The organism is Pseudomonas sp. HS6, assembly GCF_023375815.1.
Classification (GTDB): domain Bacteria; phylum Pseudomonadota; class Gammaproteobacteria; order Pseudomonadales; family Pseudomonadaceae; genus Aquipseudomonas.
Window position 1 is genome coordinate 3,769,346 of record NZ_CP067412.1, and the last position, 20,406, is coordinate 3,789,751.

A 20,406-nucleotide genomic window follows, 5' to 3' on the forward strand; every position below is an offset into this window, starting at 1 on the left:
CGATGAGTTCGGCTTCGCCGCACGGCACTACGTGCCAATCCCTGGATGAACACCTCCACTCAGCCTTCCGAAGGGGCGGGTGGATCAAGATCAAAAGCGTTGTCGAGCTAACGCTCATCCTGTTTTTGGATTACCTCACGTCGCCACATTCAAATACTTGCCCACCGACGCCGCACTATCGAGCGAATACTGCTTGCTCAGATTGGCAATCATCCGGTTCAACGCTTCAGTCGTGGTTTGAGTAGTACTGGCAGTCTGTTCATCGCTCGGACGCTGGTGTCCCGCCTGCAACGCGGCCTTCAATTCATCACTGCTCACGCCACCACTGCTGTCGCTATCCAGCACCTTGAGCAACGCCGCGCTGGTGTCGCTGCTGTTCGACGAGGTGCTGTCGCTGGCCTGCAACGCACTGCTCAACTCGGTCGCCGTCACATTTCCATCGCCGTCCGCATCAAGCTGGCTGAACAGTTCGTCACTGGAAACCCGAGGTGGCGGCGGTGGTGGCGGGGTGAGGCTGGCGGTGAGTTCGTCCTGGCTGACGATGCCGTCTTTGTTCTTGTCGAGAGCGGAGAAGATTTTGCTGCTGTCGGCGGTGCTGCCGGCGCTGGTCAGGCCGCTGCTCAGTTCGTCGCCGCTGATGGCGCCGTCGCCGTCGGTGTCCAGGGCTTTGATCAGGGCGTCGGCCAGGTCGGTGTTGGGGGCCTGGTCGTGATCGGGTGGCGGTGGTGGCGCCATGGCGGCCATTTCGTCGGCGCTGAGGCTGCCGCTGCTGTCGCTGTCCAGGTCGCCAAACTGTTTGCTCAGGTTGACCAGCAAACCGTCGTTGGATTTTTGCGACAGGGCGCTGTTCAGTTCGTCCTGATCCACCGCGCCGTCGCCGTTGCTGTCGAGTTTGGCGAACAGTTCTTTCTGCAGTTGCTGACTGCGGGCGTTTTGCGTGGTGGTGCTGCTGGTGCTGGTGTAGCTCGTGTAGTTGCTCACGCTACCGATCATTGGGCTCTCTCCTTGGGCTGGAAAACCGGTTTGTGTACCGGCTTATGCAGCGTCAAGGCGCGAGGTGTCGTGGGTATGTGGATTTTGTACCGGGCGGTACACAGTCGGCTTCAGTGGCGGGGCAGGCGAATGACGGCGGTGAGGCCGCCGCCGGGGGTTTCTTCGAGGTTGAGTTGTCCGCCCTGGCGTTGCGCGGCTTCACGGGCGATGGTCATGCCCAGGCCGACGCCGCCGGAGTTGCGGTTGCGCGAGCCTTCCAGGCGGAAGAACGGTTCGAACACGGCTTCACGCTTGTCGGCGGCGATGCCCGGGCCGTGGTCGATGACGCGGATCAGCAGTTGTTCGCGCTGATCCTGCAGTTCGATGCGTGCCTGCCCGGCGTAGCGCAAGGCGTTGTCCATCAAATTGTTGATGCAGGAACGCAAGGCCATCGGCTGCACCTGCAAGGGCGCGCAGTGGCCGCTGACTTGTACATCGGCGCCCTGGTCCTGGGCGTTTTCGCACAGGGACTCGACCAGCGCCTGCACATCCATCAGTTGCAGCGCTTCGCTGGTGCGTTGTTCGTGCAGGTAGGTGAGGGTGGCGTCGAGCATGCCGATCATGTCGTTCAGGTCCTGACGCATCTGGCCTTGCAGTTTGTCGTCGTCGATCTTTTCCAGGCGCAGTTTCAGCCGCGACAGCGGTGTGCGCAGGTCATGGGAGACGGCGCCGAGCATGCGTGCGCGTTGCTGCACCTGTTCGCGAATCCGCTGCTGCATCAAATTGAAGGTGTGCGCCGCCTGGCGTGCTTCGCGCGGACCGGATTCGTCCAATGGCGGGCTGTCGAGGTTTTCACTGAGGCGTTCGGCGGCGTTGCTCAGGCGCTGGATCGGGCGGCTCAGCAGTTTGGCGCCGTACCATGCCGCGATCATCAACGAGATGAACTGAAAGGTCAGCGGCACCAGCGGCCCGCCGAACCACGGGCGCGGAGGGCGCCGTGGGAAGCGTGAATCCGGCGGCGGCTGTTGGCCGTCGATCCCCTCGGAAAACTCCGGAGGCGGAGGCGGTGGTGGCGGGCCGTAATGGTGGAACCAGGCGAAAGCCAACAGGTGCGCCAGGACGATCGCCACGAACAGCACACCAAACAGGCGGCCGAACAGCGTGTCGAAGCGCGCCCGCATCAGCCGATGTCCCGCGCGTCGAACAGGTAACCTTCACCGCGTACGGTTTTGATCAGCTGTGGGGCTTTTGGGTCGTCGCCAAGTTTTTGCCGCAGGCGCGAGACCAGCAGGTCGATGCTGCGGTCGAAGGCTTCGATCGAGCGACCACGGGCGGCGTCCAGCAACTGTTCGCGGCTGAGTACCCGGCGCGGACGTTCGATGAACACCCAGAGCAGGCGGAATTCGGCGTTGGACAGCGGCACGACCAGGCCATCGTCGGCGATCAACTGACGCAGGACGCTGTTCAGACGCCAGTTGTCGAAGCGAATGTTCGCACGCTGTTCGGTGCGGTCGTCGCGCACCCGACGCAGAATCGTCTGGATCCGCGCTACCAGCTCCCGGGGTTCGAACGGTTTGGCCATGTAGTCATCGGCGCCCAGTTCCAGGCCGATGATCCGGTCGGTGGGTTCGCAGCGGGCGGTGAGCATCAGGATCGGGATGTCCGATTCGGCGCGCAGCCAGCGGCACAGCGACAAACCGTCTTCGCCGGGCAGCATCAGGTCGAGCACCACCACGTCGAAATGTTCGGCCTGCATCGCCTGGCGCATGGCCGCGCCGTCGGTGACGCCGCTGGCGTGAATGTTGAAGCGGGCCAGGTAGTCGATCATCAGTTCGCGGATCGGCACGTCATCGTCGACGATCAGGGCCCGAATGCTCCAGCGCTTGTCGTCTTTCTGCTCTTCATTCACGGAGACTTGGGAGTTGTGCATGAGGCTGTTCATCTGCCAGTAGGCCGCCAACCACAAAGATAGGCTGCGAGGTTGTGGTTTCAGCATAGGCGTCCGGCCGTGAGGCGGGAAGGGCTGCTGTAAGGACATGTTGCGGCTGGCGAGGCTAGCGCGGACGCATGTTGCCGGCGTGTCGGTTGTGTATCGGGTTAGACACAATACCCTGCAAGGCTATGCTGATCACGTCCGGCGCGACGATTTACCGATCATCGGGTGCCGCGCCGCCGCCGGTTCCGCTACAATGCGCGCCGATTTCGACTTGCCTGAGAGCCCATCCATGTCCGCCTGCCAGACTCCTATCATCGTCGCCCTGGATTTCCCCACCCGTGACGCCGCACTGAAGCTGGCCGACCAGTTGGACCCGAAACTGTGCCGGGTCAAAGTGGGCAAGGAACTGTTCACCAGTTGCGCCGCGGAAATCGTCGGCACCCTGCGTGACAAGGGTTTTGAAGTATTCCTCGACCTGAAATTCCACGACATTCCCAACACCACGGCGATGGCGGTCAAGGCCGCTGCCGAGATGGGCGTGTGGATGGTCAACGTTCACTGCTCCGGCGGTCTGCGCATGATGGCGGCCTGCCGTGAAGAGCTGGACAAGCGCAGCGGCCCGCAGCCATTGCTGATCGGCGTGACCGTGCTGACCAGCATGGAACGTGAGGATCTGGCGGGTATCGGTCTGGACATCGAGCCGCAGGAGCAGGTGTTGCGCCTGGCAGCCTTGGCCGAGAAAGCCGGGATGGACGGTCTGGTGTGCTCGGCGCTGGAAGCCACGGCGCTGAAGACCGCGCACCCGTCGCTGCAACTGGTGACCCCGGGGATTCGTCCTGCCGGCAGCGCCCAGGATGACCAGCGTCGCATCCTGACCCCGCGTCAGGCACTGGATGCCGGTTCCGACTATCTGGTGATCGGCCGTCCGATCAGCCAGGCGGCGGATCCTGCCAAGGCACTGGCCTCGGTGGTTGCGGAACTGGCCTGATCGAACAGCTGAAGATTCAATAAAGGGAGCCCGATGGCTCCCTTTATTGTTTTCAGACCTTCAACACCAGTTTGCCGAAGTTCTCGCCGCTGAACAGTTTGCCCAGGGTTTCCGGGAACGTTTCCAGACCTTCGACGATGTCTTCCTTGCTCTTGAGCTGACCCTTGGCCATCCAGCCGGCCATTTCCTGGGCAGCGCTGGCGTACTGCGCGGCGTAGTCCATCACCACAAAGCCTTCCATTCGCGCGCGGTTGACCAGCAGCGACAAGTAGTTGGCGGGGCCTTTGACCGCTTCCTTGTTGTTGTACTGGCTGATAGCGCCGCAGATCACCACGCGCGCCTTGAAGTTCAGGCGGCTCAGCACGGCGTCGAGGATGTCGCCGCCGACGTTGTCGAAATACACGTCCACGCCTTTCGGGCATTCGCGTTTAAGGCCGGCCAACACGTCTTCGCTTTTGTAGTCGATGGCGCCGTCAAAGCCGAGTTCGTCGATCAGGAATTTGCATTTGTCGGCACCGCCGGCAATGCCGACCACCCGGCAACCTTTGATCTTGGCAATCTGCCCGGCAATGCTGCCGACTGCGCCTGCTGCACCGGACAACACCACAGTGTCGCCGGCCTTCGGTGCGCCGACATCGAGCAGGGCGAAGTAAGCGGTCATGCCGGTCATGCCCAATGCGGACAGATAAACCGGAAGCGGTGCCAGTTTCGGATCGACCTTGTAGAAACCTCTTGGCTCGCCGAGGAAGTAATCCTGCACGCCAATGGCACCGTTGACGTAGTCGCCGACGGCAAACCCCGGATTGTTCGAGGCGATGACTTTGCCTACGCCCAATGCGCGCATGACTTCACCGATACCCACCGGCGGGATGTAGGACTTGCCCTCGTTCATCCAGCCGCGCATGGCCGGGTCGAGGGACAGGTATTCGTTCTTGACCAGGATCTGTCCCGCCGTCGGCTCACCCACCGGTACTTGCTGATAAGTGAAGGTTTCGCGTGTAGCGGCGCCCACCGGGCGTTTGGCGAGCAGAAACTGACGATTGGTCTGGTTAGTCATGACTGGCACTCAACTGAATGAAGCCTTGTTGATAGACCGTCCTTGGCGATGCCGCAAGGTTGGCTGACGAGGCGAATGCTGGTCGATCAAACAGGGTGATAGTGGCCCTCACAGTTTTATCACTGCAATTCATGGGCGGCTAAACGGCCTTCTGATAGTGCTGCCGCTGTCGGGGCGGCTGTGGCTATGCTGCCAATCATCAATCCCCGCTTTCGAGGACATAACAATGAGCATGACGTTTTCCGGTCAGGTCGCCGTAGTCACTGGCGCCGCCAACGGTATTGGCCGCGCAACCGCCCAGGCGTTTGCCGCCGAAGGTCTGAAAGTGGTGGTGGCTGATCTGGATGCGGCCGGGGGCGAGGGCACCGTTGCGCTGATTCGTACAGCCGGCGGCGAAGCGACCTTCGTGCGTTGCAATGTTACCGTCGAAAGCGATGTGAAAAATCTGATGGACGAGGTGATCAATACCTACGGCCGTCTCGACTATGCCTTTAACAATGCCGGCATCGAAATCGAGAAAGGCAAACTGGCCGAAGGCTCGATGGATGAGTTCGACGCGATCATGGGCGTCAACGTCAAGGGCGTCTGGCTGTGCATGAAGTACCAGTTGCCGCTGCTGTTGGCGCAGGGCGGCGGGGCGATCGTCAACACCGCGTCGGTGGCCGGGCTGGGGGCTGCACCGAAGATGAGCATTTACGCGGCCTCCAAGCATGCGGTGATCGGTCTTACGAAGTCTGCCGCCATCGAGTACGCCAAGAAGAAAATCCGCGTCAACGCCGTTTGCCCGGCGGTGATCGACACCGACATGTTCCGTCGCGCCTATGAGGCCGACCCGAAGAAAGGCGAATTCGCCAACGCCATGCACCCGGTAGGTCGCATCGGCAAGGTCGAGGAAATTGCCAGCGCTGTGCTGTACCTGTGTAGCGATGGTGCAGCGTTCACTACCGGCCATTCGCTGGCCGTGGACGGTGGCGTGACCGCATTCTGAAAAATAGGTATTGATGCAGGAAACGACCCGCCTCTCGGCGGGTTTTTTTCGCCGGCATGTCAGTTACACGCCCTTGATAAACAATGTGTATCAAATAGTTAGAACGGTGGCTTTTGACGGCGTTGTCGCACAGCCTGACCGACGCGGCTGTGATTTACTGCCGCGAGTAAAACGGACAGGAGTTTGGCCACTCATGGAATTGAGAATTGACCGACAGGCAATGGTGCCGGTCGTACAGCAGATCGTTGATGGATTGATCGATTGGATCGTGCAGGGGCAGGTGCCGCCGGCAACGCGGCTGCCATCCGTGCGACAAATCGCGCGGTCGAATCTGCTGAGCCAGTCGAGTGTCATGGAGGCCTGTGAGCGTCTCGTGGCACAGGGTGTTCTGGCTTCGCGCCAGGGCTCGGGGTTCATGGTGGCGGCCACCTCGCTGAAGTGTTGCAAGGTATTCGACAGCCCTGCTTTCGAGGGCGAGCGCGACAGCCGCGATTCGAATTCCGAATGGCGCGCAGGCCTGAAACTGGGCGACGGCGTTCTGCCGGAGAGCTGGCGAGAGCCCGATGATCTCAGCTATGCGATCCGTCAGGTGGCCCGCACCGACATGGTCAGCCTGTTCAACTACAACACGCCTCTCGGGCTCCCCGCGCTGCGCGAACAGATAGTCAAACGGCTCGGAATGCTCGATATCACCGCCGATGAGGACGGTGTGCTGACCACGGCGGGTGCCAGCCACGGGTTGGACCTGATCGTGCGCACGCTGTTCCGGGCCGGTGATTGTGTGGTGGTGGAAACGCCGGGGTATTCGCCGCTGTTCGATCTATTGCGGCTACAAGGCGTGCGCATGCTTGAGGTTCGTCGCACGCCCGGCGGGCCGGACGTCGAGGCGCTCGAGGCGTTGCTGCAGCAATTCCGGCCGGCGGCACTTTTCATCAACAGCCATCACCACAACCCTACGGGGAGCTGCCTGGCACCGGCAGTGGCTCGACGCATTCTGCAATTGAGCAAAACCTACGATTTGCAGCTGATCGAAGATGACGTCTACGCCGACATGCATAACGGCAGCGGCACGCGCCTGGCGGCACTGGATGAAGACAGGCGGGTGATTTATGTAGGCAGTTTTTCCAAGACGCTGAGTAGCTCGTTGCGGGCAGGCTTCGTGATGGCCGGTGCTGAGGTGATCGAACAATTGGCGCGGGTCAAGACGATCAGTTGCATGGGCACTTCAAGGTTCAACGAGGCCGTTCTGGCGGCGCTGCTGGCCAGTGGCGCCTATCGCAAACTGGTGCAGCGCCAGCGTCAGCGACTCAATACCGATCGTGCGGCGGCCCTGCAGGCGCTGGAAGATGCCGATTGGGAGGTGTTTGGCAAGCCGACGGGCGGGCTGTTCATCTGGGCGCGATCGCCGCTGGCGGACGAGGGGCGCTTGCGTAGACAAGCCTTGCGTCATGGTGTGCAACTGTCCTGCGCGACATCATTCAGCCCCAGTGGCGAAGCCAGTGACTGGCAGCGGATCAATGTGGCCTATGCTTGCGATCCGAGGGCGCGGCAGTTCTTTCGCAGTACGGCCGTGGATCGACCTCAAGTGTTCTGAAAACGACGCGTGCGTAGCTTTTTGCCATTATTCCGACGCCAGAGTCTTGTGCTGGTTCATGGCCGTTGCGACTCTTCGGCAACAGACTTTGGCAGGGGACTACGCGCAATGATTTCGGCCGTGCAAGGACGTTTTGCCAACCTAGGTATGGCGAAAAAACTGGGTGTCGGGTTTGTGCTGGTATTGCTGTTGACCGCGCTGGTGGCGGCCATCGGTGTCTGGTCCCTGCAAACCATCAGTCAGCGCTTCGACGGGCTCAAACAGATGTCCTCGCTCAATAGCGGCCTGCTCAAGGTGCGCCTGCTGGAGCAGGACTACGCCTTGCACGGCAATCCGAAAACCGCCGAAGCCCTGCACGAGGGAGTAGATGGCCTGATCGCCATGGCCGATCAACTCAAGGCTCAATCGCCGGGCAATGAGACTGTCATGAACGACGTCCAGCAGTCGTTGGGCGCCTACCGCAAAGCCTTCGACGAATTCGTTTCGCTGACGCAGGCCAAGGATCTGGCGCTGGAAATGGCCAGTTGGTCGGTGTCCAGCGTTGCCAACAACCTCGACGTTCTGCAGGCGGGGCTTGCCGATGATGGCGCCTACACCCTGAAAGACAGCGAGGGCAAGGATGGGGCGCAGTTCATCGAGCAAGCCAGTCAGGTCAGTCAGGTTTCGCGCTTGATGCTGCAGGCCATGAACGAAGCACGGGTGCGACTGGATCAGAGTCGCAAGGGCGATGACAGCGAGAAAGGTAACATCGAACAGGCCGCCCAGGCCCAGACGCAAGCCGAACAACTGAAATCCACAGTCAAGGACGAAGGTTATCTGACGGTCCTCAATGAAGTGTCAGGTCACATCGCCGGTTTCAATGACAAGCTTGCCGAGTACACGGGGCTTCTGGCTCAGGAAAAAACCGTCTACGAGCAATTGCATCAGCGTGCCGCCCAAGTGGTGGAGCGGGTCGATCAGGCCTACGTCGCCCAGGACGTCGCGATGCAGGGGGAGTTGAAGAAGAACTCGGTGCTGATTATCGGCTCGTCGGCGCTGGCATTGCTGGTCGGGCTGATTGCGGCGTGGGTGATCACCCGGTTGATCGTCGCGCCGTTGCGCAGCGTGATGCATGTCGCTCAGCGGATTGCCGCCGGTGACTTGAGTGCGACGGTGGAAGTGACTCGCCGTGACGAGATCGGCCAGTTGATGCAGTCCATGCAGCAGATGGGCGCAGGCCTCAGCACTATCGTCAGCGGATTGCAGGCCGGCATTGAGCAGTTGGCCAGCTCTGCGCAATCGCTGTCGGCGGTGACCGAGCAGACCAACCTTGAAGTCAGCAGCCAGAAAGAGGAAACCGAGCAGGTCGCCACGGCCATGAACCAGATGACCGCCACCGTTCACGACGTGGCGCGCAATGCCGAAGAAGCGGCGCTCGCGGCGCAGACTGCCGACGACAAGGTCGAGAGTGGCCAGCAGGTAGTGCGCCAGAGCATGGCGCGGATCGAGCAACTGGCGGATTCGGCGACGTCGGCCAGTTCAAGCATCGAAAGCCTGAGCGCTGAAATTCAGAACATCGGCACGGTCCTCGGGGTGATCAAGAGTGTGGCCGAGCAGACCAATCTGCTGGCGCTCAACGCCGCGATCGAAGCGGCGCGGGCGGGCGAGCAGGGTAGGGGCTTTGCGGTGGTCGCCGATGAGGTGAGGGCGCTGGCCCGGCGCACCCAGCAGTCGACCGAAGAGATCGAGCGGCTGGTCAGTGCGTTGCGCTCGGCGGCGCATTCGTCAGTGCAACAGATTCAGAGCAGTGGCGAACTGGTGAAGCTGGCGGTGAGTGATGCGTTGCAGACGGAAAGTGCGCTGGGGAGTATTGCGGCGGCGGTTTCGTTGATTCAGCAGATGAACCAGCAGATTGCGGCGGCGGCCGAGGAGCAGAGTTCGGTGGCCGAGGAGATCAATCGCAGTGTGACCAGTATTCGGGCGAGTGCGGATCAGTCGTCGATTGCGATGCGCGGGAATGCGGCTTCGAGTGTTGAGTTGGCGCAGTTGGGGAGTGAGCTCAGGGGGATGGTTGGGCACTTTCGGCTTTGACCTTGGCGGCCTTTGGGTCGACCAGACTTTGGGGTGGTTTGGGTGAATATCCGTTGCTGCGGGTGCTGCCGCTGGCGGTTTCGCCCTTACGGCGAGTTCCTTTTGGCAAACGCCCCAAAAGGAACCAAAAGGTCTAGGCCCCGGCGTGCGGCACCTCGCTTTGGCTCGGTGTTCCTTCGTTCCGGGATTCATCCGGGGGCATCGCCTACGGTTTGCTTCGCTGCACCTCCTCTCGATGCATGCGGCTTCGCCACACGGCGCTTCGCGCCCACCCCCGGATAAATCCCTCCACTCAGCCTTCCGATGGGGCCGGCACGTCAAAAGCGGTACTCGAGCTAACGCTCATCGTTTTGAGTGGTGGGAAGCCAAAGCCAAAGCCAAAGCAGAAGCAAGAGTAGAAGAAGCAGCAGAAGGTGCAGCAGCAGGAGGCGAGTTGCACGCGTTTTAAAACCAGAGTTCACCTCGGTCTTTCACGTCGGCGTACCTCCCCCAATCACCTCGGTCAGTCCCCTCTCCCTCCGGGAGAGGGTTAGGGTGAGGGAAAGCTTTTGATCTTTTTCTTTCAGGCAATAAAAAAGCCACCTCTCGGTGGCTTTTCTCAACATCTGCACTCAGTCGTAAATCACTTTCTTCTTCCAGTCCGCATCAGCCTCAACATCTTTGAGACCAGCAGTCAGTTGGTTTTCTTCGCCTTCGACCGGGGCAATCTTGTCCATGACCTGGGCGTTGGCGCGGGCCAGCAGTTTTTCCAGGTATTGGAGTTGTTCGGCGTAGATCTGCGGGTCCTGCTGTTTGCGCAGGTATTGCACGCCGCGTTCGAAGGCGAGGCGGGCCTGGCCTGGCTGGTTTTGTTGCAGGGCGTGCTGGCCGAGGTTGTTGAAGAACTCGATGTGCAGCAGTACCAGGATATGACGCACTTCGCGAATCCAGTGCTTGGCCTCGTTCGGTGGCAGGAAACCGTCCTGAGCGGCGCGGGTGATCTGGCCGTGGAGGGCTTCGAGGAGGAAACGGACGTCTTTGGCCTTGGCTTCGGTCTGGATCGGGGCTGGCGGGTTGTTGACCGGGATCGATTCGCCCTGGGCGACGAGGGCGCTCAGTTCGGTGATGCGGGCCTTGGTGGTGGCGCTGGTCTTTTCCAGGTTCAGCAGACGCTGGCAGACGTTCAGTTCCAGGCGGGTCATCAACAGCTTGAGGGCCGGGGTCATGAACTGGCCGGGGAAGGTTTCGGTCAGTTCGCCGCAACGGCGCAGGCGGTCGTTGAGTTCGACCTTGGTGCGGGCCTTCTCCAGTTTGGTGTTTTCCACCACATGGTTCATGTAGCCAATGGCGATCAAGATTGCGATCCCGGCTATGACTAGCAGGGTGATCATGAGTGGTGTCACCGGTAAGACCTCTTTATAGGGTTCGCGTGCGAGTGTAGTGGCTTGGCATATAGGAGCCTAGCGCCGCTCGACGGGTTGGATCGGCGAAGCTCAGTCTGTATCGGCCGCAGGGCTGCTTATATAAATGCTGGCCCTTGGGGTGCAGATTGCCATCACCTGTGCCGTGGACTATAACGCCTTGGCGAGTGTCGGAATATAGGCGTCAATCGTCGGGCGACGGAAAAGTCCGATTGGGCTCGTAAAGCAGGGCGAAGTCATTGATTTAAATAAATTTATATCAGGGGGTTGACGACCTTCCAATCCATCCATAGAATGCGCGCCACTTGCAGCGTAAAGCACACAGCGATACGAAGCAGGGAGTGAATGATGTAGTGTGTCCCCTTCGTCTAGTGGCCTAGGACACCGCCCTTTCACGGCGGTAACAGGGGTTCGAGTCCCCTAGGGGACGCCAAAGCGGGAATAGCTCAGTTGGTAGAGCACGACCTTGCCAAGGTCGGGGTCGCGAGTTCGAGTCTCGTTTCCCGCTCCAATTTTAAACAGTATTGCTTTCGGGCGGTGCTGAGTGAAACCAGAACCAAGTCTTCGGATAAGGATCTGGACACCGAAACACACACCATGTGTTCCGGGTAGCGTGTCCCCTTCGTCTAGTGGCCTAGGACACCGCCCTTTCACGGCGGTAACAGGGGTTCGAGTCCCCTAGGGGACGCCATTTGCGGGAATAGCTCAGTTGGTAGAGCACGACCTTGCCAAGGTCGGGGTCGCGAGTTCGAGTCTCGTTTCCCGCTCCAAATTCAAGAAGCGCCGCTCCGCAAAGAGCGGCGTTTTTATTAGTGAAAGTTGTAGCCTGTCCCCTTCGTCTAGTGGCCTAGGACACCGCCCTTTCACGGCGGTAACAGGGGTTCGAGTCCCCTAGGGGACGCCATTGCGGGAATAGCTCAGTTGGTAGAGCACGACCTTGCCAAGGTCGGGGTCGCGAGTTCGAGTCTCGTTTCCCGCTCCATATTCAACAAAAACGCCGCTCAGTGATGAGCGGCGTTTTTGTTTGTGCGCCATTTGTGGCGCAACAAAAAAGGACCTTGCGGTCCTTTTTTTGTGGGGTCGCCACATGGGCGACCCGATCCTTTGATCACAGCTTCGGCAGTTGCCCGATCCGCCCCATCATTTCCGTGACGATCTGCAGGTCCAGCAGGAACTGGTCAACCGTCTTGAACTCGCCGTCGGTGTGGCCGGTGTATTTGACCTCAGGTCGGGCCAGGCCGAATTGCACGCCGTTAGGCAGTTCATGCACCGAGGTGGCGCCGGCAGAGGTGCCGAATTCGTGTTTCATGCCCAGGTTTTCGGTGGACACGGCCAACAGCGCCTTGACCCACTCACCTTCTGGATTGCGGTACATCGGCTCGGCGATCGAGTAATCGAAGTTGACTGCGACGTGGGTCTTCTTGCTCCAGGCCGCCAGTTTGTCGGCGATTTCGGTCTTGAGCACTTCCGGCGACTTGCCCTTCGGTACGCGCAGGTTGACCGCGAGTTTGAAGGTTTTGTCGTCCATCCCGACATAGGTCAGCGAGGTGGTCAGCGGGCCCATGAAGTCATCGGCGAAACCGACCCCTAGCTTGCCACCCTTGTAGTCCAGTCCCCAGTTGTCGGCGGCGTAGCGGGCGGCGTCGGTGATGTGGTTGTGTTTGAGCGCGATTTTGCCATCCACGCTGTGGATGAAGTCCAGCATGCGGGCGACCGGGTTGACGCCGGATTCCGGCTCGGATGAGTGAGCGGAAACGCCGGTAACGCTGAGTTTCACGTCTTTGCCATCGACCTTGGCATTCACTTCGAAATCGCCGCCATGTTGTTTGGCGTATTCGCTACCGGCCTTTTGCAGACTGGCGGCCAGTTCGGCCGGTTTGTCTGTCACCAGGGTGACGAGCGAAACCGATGGAATCTGGTTAGTCGCCATACCACCGGTCATCGAAATGATTTCCGCGCCTTTGCCCTCGGCCTTGCGCTTGGCAAATTTGGCCATGACCGTGCCGTAGCCTTTCTCGGCGATCACCACCGGGTAGCCGCCATCCAGCGCCAGGTTGTACTCCGGCGTCGGGTTGCGCTCGAAGTAGTAAGGAATCGCGTCGCCGGTGGTTTCTTCGGTGGTGTCCACCAGCAGTTTGAAATTGCGCGCCAGCGGCAGCTTTTCTTCCTTGATGACCTTCATGGCATACAGCGTCACCACGATGCCGTTTTTGTCGTCCTCGGTGCCGCGGCCGTACATGCGGTCGCCGATCAGCGTGACTTTGAACGGGTCGAGTTTGGTGCCGTCCTTCAGTACCCAGTTTTCCGGCGTGACCGGAACAACGTCGGCGTGAGCATGAATGCCTACGACTTCCTTGCCGCTGCCGTCGAGGGAGATCTCGTAGACGCGGTTGTCGACGTTTCGGTAGTTCAGGCCGAAGGACTCGGCCAGGCTCTTGATCTTGGCGGCAATCTTGATGAATTCAGGATTCTCGTGTTGAGGAACACCCTCCTTGCGATCGGTCGGAATCTCGACCAGTTCGCGCAGGGTTTCGAGAGCGGCCTTGCCGTACTTCGCCCGGGTGTAGAGGCCGAGCAGGCGATAGATTTCGTTTTGTTGTTCAGCAGTCAGCGTCTTGTTATCGAGAAACGCGCTGATGGACGGGCGCAGGTCGTCAGTCTTGCTCAGGTCACTCTTGGCCAGCTCGCCGAGGAACTGGCGGAAATCACTGACCTTTGCATCGCTGAATGTCTTGAGGATGGTCGCGCTTTGCTGCGGTGTGATGTTGGCGTGTGCTGGCAGTGTCACGGACGAAAGGCTGGCCAGAATCAGGGTCGACGCGGCCAGTTGCTTGAGTGAAAAGTCCATTGCTAAGGGCATTCCTTTGCAGGCAGTGAGTAGGAGGTGTCTGATCGATAGGTCAGACGGTTTCGCAAACTAACACCACAAGCAAGGGATAGGGGAGCCCCCGAAGTGGGACGCGTCGCACAGAAATGCAAAAGCGGCGCAGAATCGAAAAAGCCCGTCCAATCTGTCTGGGCCGGGCTTCTCCGATCAGCGTGTTTACATCGACAACACCAGTCGCCCGGCAAACAGGATCAAAATCACCCCCATGCTGCGCTCGAACCAGTGCCCCATGCGCATGAACAGCACGCGCACTTTGCTGCTTGAAAAGAACAGCGCAACGATCACAAACCACAACGCATTCACACCGCACATCCACAACCCGTACAAGGCCTGAATTTCCAGCGGCGTGCTGGCGCTGATGATCGTGGTGAAGATCGCCAGGAAAAACAGCGTCGCCTTGGGATTGGTGGCGTTGGTCAGGAAGCCGGTAGAGAACGCCTTGAACAGCGATTGCTCGACCAGCGGTTCGTCGCTTGCCTTTTCACTTTCCAGTGTTGTCTTGGGCTTGCTGCGGATCAGGCTGATACCAAGGTAAAAGATGTAGGCGCCGCCCACCACCTTGGCCACGGTCAGCAGCCAAGGCGTGGTGTGCATCAAGGCGCCGACGCCCAGCAGGGTGTACAGCACGTGCACGGAAATTCCCGCGCCGATGCCCAGTGCGGTGCAAATGCCGACCAGACGACCGAAGCGCACACTCTGGCGGATGGTCACGGCGAAGTCCGGGCCAGGAGCGACCACGGCCAGGAAGTGGATGGTGGCCAGCGCCAGAAACTCGCCCAGGTAATTCGATGTCATTTCAGCTCCAGAAAGTCAGGGGTGAAGCATTGCCGCGATAACCGACAAAAAACGAAAGGCTCAAGCGCGGATCAGCCACGCCCGGTGTTACCGAGTGCATGCGACGCGAATTGAACATGATGAAGTCCCCCGGTTCCGGGCGAACTTCGAGGGCTGGCGGGCCGAGCAGCACCGGGTCGATGCCGTAGCTGTCGCCGCGCATTTCGTCGAAGCGGTCCGGCGAAATGTCGTCTTCCCACATCTGCAACGCGCCGCCTTCGGTCGGCATGTTCAGGTAGACGTTGCAGGCGAATTGCGCCTCCAGGCTGCGGGCCTGGAAACTCTCCGGGGCATCCTTGGCGAAGATGTCGTGATGGGCGAGAAAGCAGACGCCGGGTTTGACCACTCGCGACAGACCGACGTACATCTTTCGACCGTAGAGGTTTTCCAGATGGGCGCCTGCGGGCCAGGATTCGTCGAGCATGCAGCGCAAGGTGTCGACCGGAGACGAGTAGGGCGCGCAGCGGTTACGCAACTCGGCAATGTTGCTGGTGGCGCGTTCAAAGTAATCCTCGATCAGCAACGGCTGGTTTTCCGCCTCGTAGAACGCCATGCCGATGCGGCCGATGCTGGGCGCGTTGATGTAGCCTTCGAAGCCGGGTGCGAGAATCTTGTCGCCAATCTGGATCGCCTGCGCCTGAGGCAAAAAGCCTTTGACGCGGATGGCGAGGACTTCTTCGTTGGCCAGTTTTTTTATGCACGTCTCATCGAGACGCTCGACGTCAAGCATCATGGTTTCAGGTCCATCTATCGAATAGTCAACGGAACCGGCGAACGCGGTTCCCCCGGCGTCGGGCGCTGCATCTGGCAGCGCCCGAAATCCTCAATCCACGTTGTAGTGGACGGACAACGTGCCCTTCTTCTGCGAAAGGGACGCGATCGTGACTGTGCCCAGATCCTTCAGGCTGCGTACATGGGTGCCGCCGCAGCCATAGGCCGGCAGTTCACCGAAACCGATTTCCCGCGCACCTTCGCGCAGGGATGTCAGTCGTGGCAGATCGTGTTCGATCCATTGCCCGATGCCGTATTGAACGATTTGCGCATCGACTTCCTGGGCCGAATCCCCGGGCTTGAATTGCACCCGGCCTTCGTCTGGCCAGTGGTGTGCCTTGATCGGCATCCAGCCCATGGCCTGAACAAAGTGGCCGATCAAATGGCCGGCGGAGTGCATGCGGGTGTTGAAGCGGCGGCGTTCTTCATCAACACGGATCTGGGTCATGCCAAGTGGTACGGGCTGATCGACAAAATGGATGATTCGATCCGGCTCCTGCACGACACGCAGGACCTGGCTGTCACCGATCCAGCCCGTATCACAAGGCTGTCCGCCACCTTGCGGATGAAACAGAGTGGCGCGCAGCACCAAGGCGAATTCGTTCTCGTGGGGCGTGCAGTCGAGGACTTCCACATTGGCCTTGAGGTCATCACTATGGAAAAAGAGGCGAAGCGTCATATTCCATGCCCTTATTAAAGTTTCTTTTTTAATTATATGAATCGTGCAATAACGTGATAATCCGTTCAAACATCAAAGGACTGTTGCGCTGTGAGCATAAATCTTCCACTGCCGCTGCTCGGTGAAATGGCGATTTTCGTCAAGGTCGTAGAGACCGGCAGTTTCTCTGAAGCCGCTCGCCAATTGGGTTCGTCGCCCTCGGCGGTCAGCCGCAGTATTTCCCGGCTGGAGAAGGCTTTGGCCACGCGGCTGCTGCAACGCACTACGCGCAAATTGCGCTTGAGCGATGGCGGGGAAGAGGTATTCAAACGCTGTCAGGAGATGGTCAGCGCCGCTCGGTCGGTGATGGAAATCAGCGGTCAGTTCACCCACGAGGCCGAGGGACTGGTGCGAGTCAGTGTGCCGAAAGCGGTCGGTCGGTTCGTGATTCATCCGCACATGCCGGAGTTTCTGCGCCGCTATCCGAAGGTTGATGTGGAGTTGTTGCTGGAAGATCGGCAAGTGGATCTGATCGACGATCATGTCGACCTGGCGATTCGCATCACGGAGCGGCCGCCGGCAGGACTGGTCGGGCGGCAATTGCTGACCATCGACCATTTACTCTGCGCGACGCCGCAATACCTGGCCGAACATGGCACACCGACGCATCCCCATGATTTGCTCAATCACAGTTGCATCTATCTGGGCGAAACCCCGAGCGATGCGCGCTGGAAGTTCAAGAAAGGCACGAAAGCGGTTACCGTCGGAGTGCGAGGCCGATATGCCGCCAATCACACCGGCGTACGTCTGGGCGCAGTGTTGCAACACATCGGCATTGGCAGCTTGCCGTATTTCACCGCCCGCTATGCCTTGGAGCAAGGGCTGATCGTGCAGGTCCTCCCGGACTGGACTTTCCTGGCCTCCTACCATGGCGGATTGTGGTTGTTGCACTCGCCGACGCGCTATTTGCCGCCGAAGCTGCGGGTGTTCATCGACTATTTGGTGGAGTGCCTGGAGAAAGAGCCGACATTGAGCAAGCCGGGAAAACCCACCGCTTCAAAAGCCTTGGCCGAGTACGAATTGCCCGAGAGTGAAGGGCTGCTTTAGCCCCACGAAAAAGGCCCGCATGGATCACCATGCGGGCCTTTTCTTTACCGGGCGAAAATCAGTGCTTGCTGTCCTGGGCGGACATCGCCAGTAGCTGTTTTTCCTGGTTCCAGTCGAACGGTTCGTCGTTCTGTTCAGCTTCGTAGCGACGTTCTTCCAGCGCTTGATACATGTCGATTTCTTCATCGGACAGGTAGTGCAGGCAGTCGCCGGCGAAGAACCACAGCAGATCCCGCGGGATCAGGTGGGCAATTTGCGGATAGCGGGTAATCACTTGAGTCAGGATGTCCTGGCCCAGGTATTGGCTTTCGATCGGATCGATCGGCAGTGACGCCAGCAGTTCGTCGAAACGCTCCAGGAACAGGGCATGGCTTTCTTCGGGAACCTGTTCGGCCTCACCTACGGCGACCAGGATACTGCGCAGGTGGTCGAGCAAAACCAGATGATCGGCAACGACGTTGGACACGAGATAAGTCCTCAAGAGCAAAACGGGCGCGAGAGTATAAAGCGCCTGCGCCCGTTTTTCACTGATTGAAGGGATCAGCGGACTTTCCCTTCCGCCGGCTTCAGCTCCTCTTTGTCAAAGTCATCGACGTCGATCACCTTGCGCCGTGCGGCTTCGGCATCACGCAGGGTCTGGGCTTCCACGGCTTGCAGCACCCCGGCTTCCAGTGCCGCATCGATGGCGTGTTCGCCTGCAACCGGTTTGACCTGACCGCTTTTGAGCGAGGTGTGCAGTTTTTTGTGCAGTGGTTGCGCGGCGTTCAACTGATCGCAGGCGTGTTGCAGCGCACCGACCGCATCGTCCGCCGATTGCGGGCGATAGCATCCGGCGAGCAGTTCTTCCAGCGCCGGATCGCCCTTGGCGCGACCAATGACCGCAGCCACCTCGGCGCCGAGTTTGTCCGAAGGCCCTTTGTGACGGCGACCGAACGGGAACACGATCACTCGCAGCAGGCAGCCGAAGAGCCGGTTCGGAAAATTGGTCAGCAGTTCGTCCAGCGCTTTTTCCGACTGGCCGAGGCTTTCTTCCATGGCCCAGGTGAACAGCGGCTCCATGTACGCCGGGGAGTCGAGGTCGTGATAACGCTTGAGCGCCGCCGAGGCGAGATACAGGTTGCTCAGCACATCACCCAGACGGGCCGACAGACGTTCGCGGCGTTTCAGTTCGCCGCCCAGCAGCATCATGCTCAGGTCGGCGAGCATGGCAAACGCGGCAGCCTGACGGTTGAGCGCGCGGAAATAGCCCTGGCTGAGCTTGTCTCCCGGGGCATGTTCGAAGTGGCCGAAACCGAGGTTGAGCACCAGCGTGCTGGCGGCGTTGCTCACGGCAAACCCGATGTGCTTGAGCAGCAGGCCATCGAATTCTTTCAATGCCTGGTCCTTGTCCTCACGCCCGGCGAGGGCCATCTCCTTGAGCACGAACGGATGGCAGCGGATTGCGCCCTGACCAAAGATCATCAGGTTGCGCGAAAGAATGTTCGCGCCTTCCACGGTGATGAAGATCGGCGCGCCGTTCCAGCTGCGGCCCAGATAGTTGTTCGGCCCCATGATGATCGCCTTGCCGCCATGCACATCCATGGCGTGGCTGATGCACTCGCGACCGCGTTCGGTGAGGTGGTACTTGAGGATCGCCGACAGCACGGAAGGCTTCTCGCCCAAATCCACCGCGTTGGCGGTGAGCATCCGCGCGGCGTCCATCATCCAGGCGTTGCCGCCGATGCGCGCCATGGCTTCCTGAATGCCTTCGAATGCCGAAAGCGGAACATTGAACTGTTCGCGAATCTGCGCGTACTGCCCGGTCACCAGACTGGTGAACTTGGCAGCACCGGTACCCACTGCCGGCAAGGAAATCGAACGCCCCACCGACAGGCAATTCATCAGCATCATCCAGCCTTTGCCGAGCATGTCCTGGCCGCCGATGAGGAAGTCCAGCGGGATGAACACGTCCTTGCCGGAGTTGGGGCCGTTCATGAACGCAGCGCCCAAAGGCAGGTGACGACGGCCGATTTCCACGCCGGCGGTATCGGTCGGGATCAGCGCGAGGCTGATGCCCAGGTCTTCCTTGTCGCCGAGCAGGTGATCCGGGTCGTAGGCCTTGAAGGCCAATCCGAGCAAGGTCGCGACGGGGCCGAGGGTGATGTAGCGTTTTTCCCAGTTCAGGCGCAGGCCGAGGGTTTCCTGTCCTTCCCACTGACCTTTACAGATGATCCCGGTGTCGGGCATCGCGCCGGCATCGGAGCCGGCGAGCGGGCCGGTCAGCGCGAAGCACGGAATATCGTCGCCCCGGGCCAGTCGTGGCAGGTAATGGTTGCGCTGTTCGTCGGTGCCGTAATGCAGCAGCAGTTCCGCGGGGCCCAAAGAGTTGGGCACCATCACGGTGGAGGCGAGGTCGCCGCTGCGGGTCGCCAGTTTCATTGCCACCTGGGAGTGGGCGTAGGCAGAGAAACCCTTGCCGCCGAATTCCTTGGGAATGATCAGGGCGAAGAAACCGTGTTCCTTGATGTGCGTCCAGGCTTCGGGTGGAAGGTCCATCGACTGGCCGATCTGCCAGTCGGTGACCATCGCGCAGAGCTCTTCGGTCGGGCCGTCGATGAACGCCTGTTCCTCATCGCTTAGTTGCGCCTTGGGATAGGACAGTAGTTTTTCCCAGTCCGGACGGCCGCTGAACAGTTCGCCATCCCACCACACTGTGCCGGCGTCGATCGCGTCGCGCTCGGTCTGCGACATTGGCGGCAGGGTTTTCTGGAACCAGCTGAACAGTGGCGCGCTGAAGTGTTTGCGGCGCAGGTCAGGCAACAGCAGCGGGGCGGCAACGATGGCCAGCACGACCCAGAAGATCAGCAGCAACCAGCCTGGCGCGTGGCTGAAAATTCCCATCGCGAGCAGGTAAGCCGCGACGATCCCCAGTGCAGGCAGCGGGGCGATGCGCCGGTGGGCCAGATACGCCACGCCGACGATCAGAACCAGTATCCACAACAACAGCATATTCAATCCTCCGTGAACCAGGGCGAACGACCCTCCAGAGCTTAGACGGCATCTGCAAAACGGGGCGGTCAGAGCAAGCTGATCTAAATCGTGGGAATCCCTGGATGTCTTTTGTAGGTTCGGTGGGCAACACCCGTGGGAAATCGTTCGCAGACT

At 60.1% G+C, this 20,406-nt stretch carries 16 protein-coding genes and 6 tRNA genes; 11 read left to right on the top strand and 11 right to left on the bottom strand.

Translation table 11 applies throughout. From position 1 onward, the window contains the following. Positions 1 to 135: 135 nt before the first annotated feature. From JJN09_RS16950 to JJN09_RS16960, 3 genes are all read right to left on the bottom strand, one after another. Positions 136 to 993 carry a XopAW family type III secretion system calcium-binding effector gene (locus JJN09_RS16950; RefSeq protein WP_249482744.1) on the bottom strand — a complete coding sequence of 286 codons (858 nt, stop codon included), beginning with the start codon at positions 991 to 993 and terminating at the stop codon, positions 136 to 138. Positions 994 to 1,103: 110 nt separating this feature from the next. Beyond that, positions 1,104 to 2,153 carry a HAMP domain-containing sensor histidine kinase gene (locus JJN09_RS16955; protein WP_249482745.1) on the bottom strand — a complete coding sequence of 350 codons (1,050 nt, stop codon included), beginning with the start codon at positions 2,151 to 2,153 and terminating at the stop codon, positions 1,104 to 1,106. Beyond that, positions 2,153 to 2,902, bottom strand: a complete 750-nt coding sequence (locus tag JJN09_RS16960; RefSeq protein ID WP_085710962.1) for a response regulator — start codon at positions 2,900 to 2,902, stop codon at positions 2,153 to 2,155. Before JJN09_RS16960 ends, JJN09_RS16955 begins: the two co-directional genes overlap by 1 nt. 295 nt (positions 2,903 to 3,197) lie before the next feature. Between JJN09_RS16960 and pyrF the strand changes: the two genes are divergently transcribed. Continuing rightward, positions 3,198 to 3,896 (top strand): orotidine-5'-phosphate decarboxylase, encoded by a 699-nt coding sequence (gene pyrF, locus JJN09_RS16965; RefSeq protein WP_007960372.1) that lies wholly within the window; start codon positions 3,198 to 3,200, stop codon positions 3,894 to 3,896. A gap of 52 nt (positions 3,897 to 3,948) precedes the next feature. On the opposite strand, the gene JJN09_RS16970 is transcribed toward pyrF, so the two are convergent. After that, on the bottom strand, positions 3,949 to 4,953 hold the full coding sequence (locus JJN09_RS16970; protein WP_249482746.1) for an NADP-dependent oxidoreductase: 1,005 nt from the start codon (positions 4,951 to 4,953) through the stop codon (positions 3,949 to 3,951). Positions 4,954 to 5,179: 226 nt separating this feature from the next. On the opposite strand from JJN09_RS16970, the gene JJN09_RS16975 reads away from it, so the two are divergent. The 3 genes from JJN09_RS16975 (at position 5,180) to JJN09_RS16985 (ending at position 9,605) form a co-directional block, all read left to right on the top strand. Then, a complete protein-coding gene (locus tag JJN09_RS16975; protein WP_249482747.1) occupies positions 5,180 to 5,941 on the top strand; it encodes an SDR family oxidoreductase in 762 nt (253 codons plus the stop codon). 193 nt (positions 5,942 to 6,134) lie between these two features. Beyond that, positions 6,135 to 7,535 (top strand): PLP-dependent aminotransferase family protein, encoded by a 1,401-nt coding sequence (locus tag JJN09_RS16980; protein ID WP_249482748.1) that lies wholly within the window; start codon positions 6,135 to 6,137, stop codon positions 7,533 to 7,535. Positions 7,536 to 7,643: 108 nt separating this feature from the next. Next, positions 7,644 to 9,605, top strand: a complete 1,962-nt coding sequence (locus JJN09_RS16985) for a methyl-accepting chemotaxis protein (protein WP_249482749.1) — start codon at positions 7,644 to 7,646, stop codon at positions 9,603 to 9,605. A gap of 611 nt (positions 9,606 to 10,216) precedes the next feature. Here JJN09_RS16985 and JJN09_RS16990 read toward each other — a convergent pair. Beyond that, the gene (locus JJN09_RS16990; protein ID WP_065261849.1) at positions 10,217 to 10,975 is read right to left on the bottom strand and encodes a hypothetical protein; all 759 of its coding nucleotides are present in this window, start codon (positions 10,973 to 10,975) and stop codon (positions 10,217 to 10,219) included. Positions 10,976 to 11,362: 387 nt separating this feature from the next. On the opposite strand from JJN09_RS16990, the gene JJN09_RS16995 reads away from it, so the two are divergent. The 6 genes from JJN09_RS16995 to JJN09_RS17020 all read left to right on the top strand — a co-directional run bounded on the left by JJN09_RS16995 (position 11,363) and on the right by JJN09_RS17020 (position 11,987). Then, positions 11,363 to 11,438: transfer RNA gene (locus JJN09_RS16995), tRNA-Glu, on the top strand. A 2-nt stretch (positions 11,439 to 11,440) separates the two neighbouring features. Further along, positions 11,441 to 11,516 (top strand) — tRNA-Gly (locus tag JJN09_RS17000). 104 nt (positions 11,517 to 11,620) lie between these two features. Continuing rightward, positions 11,621 to 11,696, top strand: a tRNA-Glu gene (locus JJN09_RS17005). 3 nt (positions 11,697 to 11,699) lie between these two features. After that, positions 11,700 to 11,775 (top strand) — tRNA-Gly (locus JJN09_RS17010). 58 nt (positions 11,776 to 11,833) lie between these two features. Then, positions 11,834 to 11,909, top strand: a tRNA-Glu gene (locus JJN09_RS17015). Positions 11,910 to 11,911: 2 nt separating this feature from the next. Beyond that, positions 11,912 to 11,987 (top strand) — tRNA-Gly (locus JJN09_RS17020). A gap of 126 nt (positions 11,988 to 12,113) precedes the next feature. Here JJN09_RS17020 and JJN09_RS17025 read toward each other — a convergent pair. The 4 genes from JJN09_RS17025 to JJN09_RS17040 all read right to left on the bottom strand — a co-directional run bounded on the left by JJN09_RS17025 (position 12,114) and on the right by JJN09_RS17040 (position 16,176). Next, positions 12,114 to 13,853, bottom strand: a complete 1,740-nt coding sequence (locus tag JJN09_RS17025; protein ID WP_249482750.1) for a dipeptidase — start codon at positions 13,851 to 13,853, stop codon at positions 12,114 to 12,116. 195 nt (positions 13,854 to 14,048) lie between these two features. After that, positions 14,049 to 14,687: a LysE family translocator gene (locus JJN09_RS17030; RefSeq protein WP_249482751.1), complete on the bottom strand. Its 639-nt coding sequence runs from the start codon at positions 14,685 to 14,687 to the stop codon at positions 14,049 to 14,051. Between the two features lies 1 nt (position 14,688). Continuing rightward, the gene (locus tag JJN09_RS17035) at positions 14,689 to 15,459 is read right to left on the bottom strand and encodes a 2OG-Fe(II) oxygenase (protein WP_249482753.1); all 771 of its coding nucleotides are present in this window, start codon (positions 15,457 to 15,459) and stop codon (positions 14,689 to 14,691) included. A 90-nt stretch (positions 15,460 to 15,549) separates the two neighbouring features. Then, entirely contained in the window at positions 15,550 to 16,176 is a 627-nt protein-coding gene (locus JJN09_RS17040) for an alanyl-tRNA editing protein (protein WP_249482754.1), read from the bottom strand. Between the two features lie 90 nt (positions 16,177 to 16,266). Here JJN09_RS17040 and JJN09_RS17045 point away from each other — a divergent pair, with 90 nt between their 5' ends. Continuing rightward, complete coding sequence (locus tag JJN09_RS17045) at positions 16,267 to 17,262, top strand: LysR family transcriptional regulator (protein WP_249482755.1); 996 nt, start codon at positions 16,267 to 16,269, stop codon at positions 17,260 to 17,262. 58 nt (positions 17,263 to 17,320) lie between these two features. On the opposite strand, the gene JJN09_RS17050 is transcribed toward JJN09_RS17045, so the two are convergent. Continuing rightward, positions 17,321 to 17,728 (bottom strand): PA2817 family protein, encoded by a 408-nt coding sequence (locus tag JJN09_RS17050; protein WP_008087850.1) that lies wholly within the window; start codon positions 17,726 to 17,728, stop codon positions 17,321 to 17,323. Positions 17,729 to 17,802: 74 nt separating this feature from the next. After that, a complete protein-coding gene (locus JJN09_RS17055; RefSeq protein WP_249482756.1) occupies positions 17,803 to 20,250 on the bottom strand; it encodes an acyl-CoA dehydrogenase in 2,448 nt (815 codons plus the stop codon). Between the last annotated feature and the right edge of the window lie 156 nt (positions 20,251 to 20,406).

Excerpts from the sequence above, each read along its gene's own strand:
- pyrF (WP_007960372.1), top strand. The coding sequence starts at position 3,198 with ATGTCCGCCTGCCAGACTCCTATCATCGTCGCCCTGGATTTCCCCACC.
- JJN09_RS16990 (WP_065261849.1), bottom strand. The coding sequence starts at position 10,975 with ATGATCACCCTGCTAGTCATAGCCGGGATCGCAATCTTGATCGCCATT.
- JJN09_RS17025 (WP_249482750.1), bottom strand. The coding sequence starts at position 13,853 with ATGGACTTTTCACTCAAGCAACTGGCCGCGTCGACCCTGATTCTGGCC.
- JJN09_RS16955 (WP_249482745.1), bottom strand. The coding sequence starts at position 2,153 with ATGCGGGCGCGCTTCGACACGCTGTTCGGCCGCCTGTTTGGTGTGCTG.
- JJN09_RS16960 (WP_085710962.1), bottom strand. The coding sequence starts at position 2,902 with ATGCACAACTCCCAAGTCTCCGTGAATGAAGAGCAGAAAGACGACAAG.
- JJN09_RS16975 (WP_249482747.1), top strand. The coding sequence starts at position 5,180 with ATGAGCATGACGTTTTCCGGTCAGGTCGCCGTAGTCACTGGCGCCGCC.
- JJN09_RS16950 (WP_249482744.1), bottom strand. The coding sequence starts at position 993 with ATGATCGGTAGCGTGAGCAACTACACGAGCTACACCAGCACCAGCAGC.
- JJN09_RS16985 (WP_249482749.1), top strand. The coding sequence starts at position 7,644 with ATGATTTCGGCCGTGCAAGGACGTTTTGCCAACCTAGGTATGGCGAAA.
- JJN09_RS16970 (WP_249482746.1), bottom strand. The coding sequence starts at position 4,953 with ATGACTAACCAGACCAATCGTCAGTTTCTGCTCGCCAAACGCCCGGTG.
- JJN09_RS16980 (WP_249482748.1), top strand. The coding sequence starts at position 6,135 with ATGGAATTGAGAATTGACCGACAGGCAATGGTGCCGGTCGTACAGCAG.
- JJN09_RS17030 (WP_249482751.1), bottom strand. The coding sequence starts at position 14,687 with ATGACATCGAATTACCTGGGCGAGTTTCTGGCGCTGGCCACCATCCAC.
- JJN09_RS17040 (WP_249482754.1), bottom strand. The coding sequence starts at position 16,176 with ATGACGCTTCGCCTCTTTTTCCATAGTGATGACCTCAAGGCCAATGTG.
- JJN09_RS17035 (WP_249482753.1), bottom strand. The coding sequence starts at position 15,459 with ATGATGCTTGACGTCGAGCGTCTCGATGAGACGTGCATAAAAAAACTG.
- JJN09_RS17055 (WP_249482756.1), bottom strand. The coding sequence starts at position 20,250 with ATGCTGTTGTTGTGGATACTGGTTCTGATCGTCGGCGTGGCGTATCTG.